This window comes from Bradyrhizobium sp. Ken64, from assembly GCF_055807555.1.
Genome location: NZ_JBVVPA010000021.1, coordinates 105,285 through 111,356 on the forward strand (window position 1 = coordinate 105,285; position 6,072 = coordinate 111,356).

2 protein-coding genes and 4 pseudogenes are annotated in these 6,072 nt (G+C 62.7%); 4 read left to right on the plus strand and 2 right to left on the minus strand.

The genetic code is table 11. The features are described 5' to 3' along the window. Positions 1-311: 311 nt before the first annotated feature. Positions 312-608: a hypothetical protein gene (locus AC0L2F_RS28680; protein ID WP_473250713.1), complete on the plus strand. Its 297-nt coding sequence runs from the start codon at positions 312-314 to the stop codon at positions 606-608. Positions 609-612: 4 nt separating this feature from the next. On the opposite strand, the pseudogene AC0L2F_RS28685 reads toward AC0L2F_RS28680, so the two are convergent. Together AC0L2F_RS28685 and AC0L2F_RS28690 are read right to left on the minus strand one after the other, a co-directional pair. Then, positions 613-672, minus strand: a pseudogene (locus AC0L2F_RS28685) (SEC-C metal-binding domain-containing protein); the annotation flags it as partial. Positions 673-967: 295 nt separating this feature from the next. Further along, positions 968-1,219, minus strand: a pseudogene (locus AC0L2F_RS28690) (YkgJ family cysteine cluster protein); the annotation flags it as partial. A gap of 452 nt (positions 1,220-1,671) precedes the next feature. Here AC0L2F_RS28690 and AC0L2F_RS28695 point away from each other — a divergent pair. The 3 genes and pseudogenes from AC0L2F_RS28695 to AC0L2F_RS28705 form a co-directional block, all read left to right on the plus strand. After that, positions 1,672-2,871: pseudogene (locus AC0L2F_RS28695) on the plus strand (IS256 family transposase). A 458-nt stretch (positions 2,872-3,329) separates the two neighbouring features. Next, positions 3,330-4,739: a group II intron reverse transcriptase/maturase gene (gene ltrA, locus AC0L2F_RS28700; protein ID WP_473250697.1), complete on the plus strand. Its 1,410-nt coding sequence runs from the start codon at positions 3,330-3,332 to the stop codon at positions 4,737-4,739. A 523-nt stretch (positions 4,740-5,262) separates the two neighbouring features. After that, positions 5,263-6,072, plus strand: a pseudogene (locus AC0L2F_RS28705) (IS3 family transposase); the annotation flags it as partial.

Consider the following 6,072-nt stretch of genomic DNA (forward strand, 5'->3'; position numbering starts at 1 on the left):
GCAGTGCTCGCAAAACCGAGCGCTGATCGTCCAGCGCGACGACGGAATGTTCCAGATCGGGGTGCGCGATGGCGGCCTCGGTCCGTTCGACACACGTAGCTTCGCTCAAGCTGCAATGGAGGCGCCGCATGCCGCCTCCTGAAATGCGAAGGCCGCCTCGGCAAAGGCAGCCCCCAATCGCAAATTCAACTTCAGCACCGACACAAATAGCACCCCCCGCAGGCCCTACAAGCGTTGCAGGCGAGTCGCCTGAGGGCGGACTCGACTGCGGCAGCCGTTGCGGAATTCGCCTTTGGCCGGGCGGTGCCGCAATGATGGTTGCGGAGGAGATCGCGCCCGGCGCGACGCTGCAGACCGCGGCGCCGGTGAAGGCGTATGCCGACATTGCTCGCTGCGAATCGCCGGACCATCTCGACGCGATCTGCAAGCTGGTATGGGCTGTTCATTTCGCCAACGAACTTCCGGAACACGAGGCTACGTTCCTCTCGGCCTGCATCCCGCTTTGCCGAGCGCTTGTTGAGCCTGCCTATCCCGCATCTCTGCCTCGCGCCGGCGGCGGAGGACTTCATTTCGCTCGTCTGCCCCCTGGCGCCCGTGACAATGCTTAAATTTCTTGCCAGAGCCGCATGTGCAAGGCGCATTTCTCTTCGTCAAATTTGAAGACCATCTCATAAAGCATGGTGTGGCCGGCGATTCTTCGAAAGGGACGGCGTTCTCTTGAGTGAGTGCTGCCGCAAAGATGTCCTCCCCCTATAGCCAAGCTCTCTCTGCGTCTGGCGTATTTAACGCGATGTGGAGTGCGCTGTTGAGCTCGTAGCAAATGTGCGAAAGGCCTGCTCCCTTTAATGCGACAGAAAGTGCAGTTGAGTAAGCATCGCGCCCGACGATGTACATCATCGGGGTGGGAATGTTCTCGTCGGTGACGTTGGCGTACGAGCGCAGACAAATCTTCGTCGGCAGACGAAGCCAGCCTGCAAAACAGGGGGCGGCCCTGGTAGACGGAGCACTCATCAGCTTCGAGGAGAGGACACGGGTGAGGATTGTAGGGTCGTTGCTCGTGCGAGAACGACTTGGTGATTTCATGCGCCTCCCGCACGCGAGCGCCGGCCTGCGACGATAGACGCTTTGCAAGAAAAAGGACTTCAGGTGCTGTGGCGCTCACCCAAATGTTGCAGCAGTGGGAGCATCCGCGACCGCAAGCGATAGGAATGTCGGCCATACCCTTCACCGTCAAATGGATCTTCGAGAACAAATACTCCAGCGTTTCATCGACGCTGAAGCTCTGCTTGGCGCGACCGAGACAACGCGACCGCCGTTGTCCGCTGCCCTGGCAGCGTCACAGTAATGATGGCCGCACTCATAGTGGTCGTTTGCTGTCAGCCTTCACAGAGCGCGTTGACGCCAGGGCCCCCAGCGGCTGACATTCATGAAACCTGAAAGCGCTGCAACAGATGCTGCTCTGCAATAGAAACACCCATTGGTTGTCGCACGATCATCGTTTTAGGATAGGGGTGGGTCGTGTCCTCGGTGGTGGTGTAGCTCGGTAGAGCAAAGCCGCCCGGACGCGCGCCTTCAAATTGCGCCGTAGCGGGCGGGCGGCTTTGCGGTGGTCACCGGCAGTTCTCCGGTAGGATCGGGTTGCGACACGCCAACGCAACCGAGGAACCACCGATGACCGACGACATGATGAACCTGCGCACGCTCGTGGAGAAGACCCCTGATGCCGATCTGCTGCGCGAGATGATCGGCTTTGCCGCCCAGCGCCTGATGGAGCTGGAAGTGGAGGGCCAGACCGGGGCGGCCTAGGGCGAGAAGAGCCCCGAACGCCCGGCCCAGCGCAACGGCTACCGCGACCGGATCTGGGAGACCCGTGCCGGCGCGGTCGAGCTGCGCATTCCCAAGCTGCGCAAGGGCTCCTACTTCCCGGGCTTTTTGGAGCCGCGCCGGATGGCCGAGAAGGCGCTCACCGCCGTGGTTCAGGAAGCCTATGTGCAGGGCGTCTCGACCCGTTCGGTGGACGATCTGGTGCAGGCGATGGGCATGACCGGCATTTCCAAGAGCCATGTGAGCCGGCTGTGTGGCGAGATCGACGACAAGGTGAAGGCCTTCCTCGCCCGTCCGATCGAGGGCGACTGGCCGTATCTGTGGATCGATGCCACCTACGTGAAGGTGCGCCAGAATGGCCGCATCGTCTCTGTCGCGGTGATCGTCGCAGTCGGCGTCAACAGCGACGGCCGCCGCGAAGTGCTCGGCATGGACATCGGTCCTTCCGAGGCCGAGACGTTCTGGACGGCGTTCCTGCGCAAGCTCGCCCGCCGCGGCCTGCGCGGCGTCAAGCTGGTCATGTCCGACGCCCACGAAGGCATCAAGGCCACCGTGGCCAAGGTGCTCAATGCCAGCTGGCAGCGGTGCCGCGTCCACTTCATGCGCAACGCCCTGGCGCATGCCGGCAAGAGCGGCCGGCGTGTCGTCTCCGCCTTCATCGCCACCGCGTTTGCCCAGGACGATGCCGAGGCCGCGCGAGCGCAGTGGCGCAAGGTCGCCGATCAGCTCCGGCCCAAGCTGCCCAAACTTGCCGGCTTTCTCGACGAGGCCGAAACCGACGTGCTCGCTTACATGACGTTCCCGCCGCAGCATCGCACCAAGCTGCACTCGACCAACCCGATCGAGCGTCTCAACGGCGAGATCAAACGGCGGACCGAGGTGGTCGGCATCTTCCCCAACGAGGACGCCATCACTCGCCTCATCGGCGCGATCCTGCTCGAACAGAATGATGAATGGGCCGTCCAGCGTGCCCGCTACATGACACTGGAAACCATCGCGCCGTTGAGCGATGATCCGAGCGTCAGCATCATGGCTATCGCCAGCTGACCAGCCCGGCTCCAGCCGGCGAACGCGGTGACCCGCCGCCAGCTACACCACGCCACGGGAGTACGTCATGCCAAGCTGATGAATGCTTGTGGGTGCAAGTCCCATCCGGCCAAAGCCGAAGCAGGCAGGCCGGGACCGAGTCTTGCGGGCGTCGCGGCAACGCGGGGTTCGAAGTGTAGACAGGAGCCATGCGGGGTGCGGGAATGAGCCTCGAAAGGTGGATGTTCGCGGAGGCCGAGTGTGTTCCCTAAACACGAAGGCAGCATGAGCATCGTCGTTATGCGAGACGATGCCGCTCCGTCGGGGTCGATGGCCGGATCACGCATGGAAGGTAATCATCGGAACATGAGAGGCCCGACCGGGTCCGTTGGATTGGTCTCCAACGGGGGGCAGCGGCAAGGCAGTGCCAGAGCCGCGGTCCGAGCTGAGGTCGGGAGTCGGACTGGTCCATAGTACCTGTGAAGTCGTCGAAGGAAACGAGACGCATGGAGGGAAGGGGCCAGCCCGAGGGGAGCCCGCGCGAGAAGGCCAGGGTCCGGACACAGAGCCGGGTTGCCTTGCCGCCGAACCTCGAACGGGTGAACACGGCAGCCAAGCAGGCTGCCCAAACCCGGTTCACGGCCTTGCTGCACCACGTCGACGAGGACGCTCTGCGTCGGGCGTTTCGACGACAAAAGCGGCAGGCCAGCGCGGGGGTCGACGGGATAACGGTGGCGAAGTACGAAGAGAGGCTCACGGATAACCTCCGGGAGCTCTGCGGACGCGTCCACACGGGTCGCTACCGGCCACAGCCGGTGCGACGAGTCTACATCCCCAAAGCCGACGGTGGTAAGCGGCCTCTCGGTGTGCCGGCGCTAGAGGACAAGATTGTCCAAAGCGCGGTAGCCGAGGTGCTGAGCTCCGTCTACGAGGTCGACTTCCTCGGGTTCTCCTACGGCTTCCGGCCGGGGCGGAATCCTCATATGGCGCTTGACGCCTTGCACACGGCGATCATGAGCCAGCGCGTCAACTGGGTGCTCGATGCCGACATACGCAACTTCTTCGACTCGGTCGACCACGAGTGGCTGCTGCGGATGGTGGCGCACAGGATCGCCGATCCTCGCATATTGCGGCTCATAGAGCTGTGGCTGCGGGCCGGCGTTCTTGAGAGCGGCGAGAAGCAAGAAACGGACAGGGGTACCCCGCAGGGGGCGGGCATCAGTCCGCTCCTCGCCAACATCTTTCTGCACTACATCCTCGATCTCTGGACCCATCAATGGCGCCGTCGCCGCGCACGCGGTCGCGTTGTGGCCGTTCGCTATGCGGACGACTTCGTCATGGGCTTCGAGAGCAAGGTGGATGCGCAGGAGATGCTCTTGGCCCTCAAGGCGCGGCTGGCCAGCTTTGGCCTGATGCTTCATGAGGGCAAGACGCGGTTGATCGAGTTCGGTCGATTTGCGGCCCTCTCGCGTCAGCGGCGCGGCGAGCGGCGACCCGAGACCTTCGCCTTCCTCGGCTTCACCCACTACTGCCGGCGGACCCGGGACGGCCGGTTTATCGTGACGCACAAGACGGAAGGGAAACGCCTGACGCGCAAGCTGACGGCGTTGCGCCAGGACGCCTGGCGGCTCATGCACGAGTCACTGGCCACCCAGCACAAGTGGTTCGCCGCAGTGCTGCGTGGACACTACGGCTACTACGGCAGGCCGCACAATTATCCAGCGCTTAACGGCTTCTACCGCGAAGTGCGTCGGATCTGGCTGCACTGTCTGAGACGGCGCAGTCAGAAAAGCCGGCGCATGGGCTGGTCGGAGTTCGAGGCCCTGACGGCACGCTTCCGTCTGCCCGTTCCACGCATCACTCGCACTTGGGCGCAGGCGCGGATATGACGCGGGTTACCCTCGGGAAGAGCCGGGTGCGGGAAAGCCGCCTGCCCGGATCTGTGAGGGCGAAAGCCAAATGGCTGAGCTACTCGACCACGATCTAGGCGTGGCTTTTGGGCCGTGGATTTTCCTAGCTTCAGTTGTTGTCGATCCAATTTGTCGAGAAGGATCAAAAAATGCTTCGAGGGCATGCTGTCGTTAAGCCGTTTTCCATAGCAATCTTACTCTCGCTAGTCGCACTTGGCTGCTGGCCGGTTCTCGCCGAGCAACCTCGCCGGTCGGCGGACGCGCCCAAATTGCTTGAACGGCAAAGATATTTTTCGGAATTACCCTCTTAAGGCACGAGCCGAAAAATGTGTCTGTGGAGCAAATGAGCCATGATGGGACACGGATTCCTTGGGCGGGCACCGCAAAGACCAATCGAGTAGTTCTGCGAGTAGGCGGCGATCCAGATCCTTCGCCCAATTGACCTGCCCCTGCCGATTTCCTCCAGTTGAAGTTAGAGTCCGGCCTTCTGAAGGACGGACAAATGAAGCGAGCCAGGTTTACGGAAGAGCAGATTATAGGCGTGCTGCGCGAGCATGAGGCCGGTGCGAAGACGGCCGATTTGGCACGCAAGCACGGCGTCTCGGAAGCGACGCTTTACAACTGGAAGTCCAAATTCGGCGGTATGGACGTCTCGGATGCCAAGCGGCTACGGCAGCTTGAGGACGAGAACGCCAAGCTGAAGAAGCTATTGGCCGAGCAGATGCTGGATGCGGCGGCGCTGCGTGAGCTTCTTTCAAAAAAATGGTAGGGCCCGCCGCCAAGCGCGAAGCTGTCGCGCATCTGCAGGCCGAATTGGGACTGTCAGAACGGCGGGCCTGCATCATCGTCAGCGCCGACCGCAAGATGATCCGTTATCGGTCGAGCCGGCCGCCCGATGCCGAACTGCGGGTCCAACTGCGCGAACTGGCCAACGCCCGCCGGCGCTTCGGCTATCGGCGGTTATTCGTGCTGCTGCGTCAGCATGGCGAGCCGTCCGGGCTGAACCGTATCTACCGGCTTTATCGGGAGGAAGGCCTCAGCGTGCGTAAGCGCCGGGCTCGCCGCCGCGCGGTCGGCACCCGGGCGCCGATCCTGCTCGAGGCCCGGCCGAATGCCCGTTGGTCGCTGGATTTTGTCCATGACCAGTTTGCCAATGGGCGCCGGTTCCGGATCCTCAACATCGTCGATGACGTGACCCGGGAATGCCTGACGGCGATCCCCGATACTTCGATCCCGGGACGGCGGGTGGCGCGCGAGCTGACGGCGTTGATTGGTCGCCGCGGCAAGCCTGGCATGATCGTCTCGGACAACG

What these genes read in the sequence shown, in the direction of transcription:
- AC0L2F_RS28680 (WP_473250713.1), top strand. Translation starts at nt 312, where the DNA reads ATGATGGTTGCGGAGGAGATCGCGCCCGGCGCGACGCTGCAGACCGCG.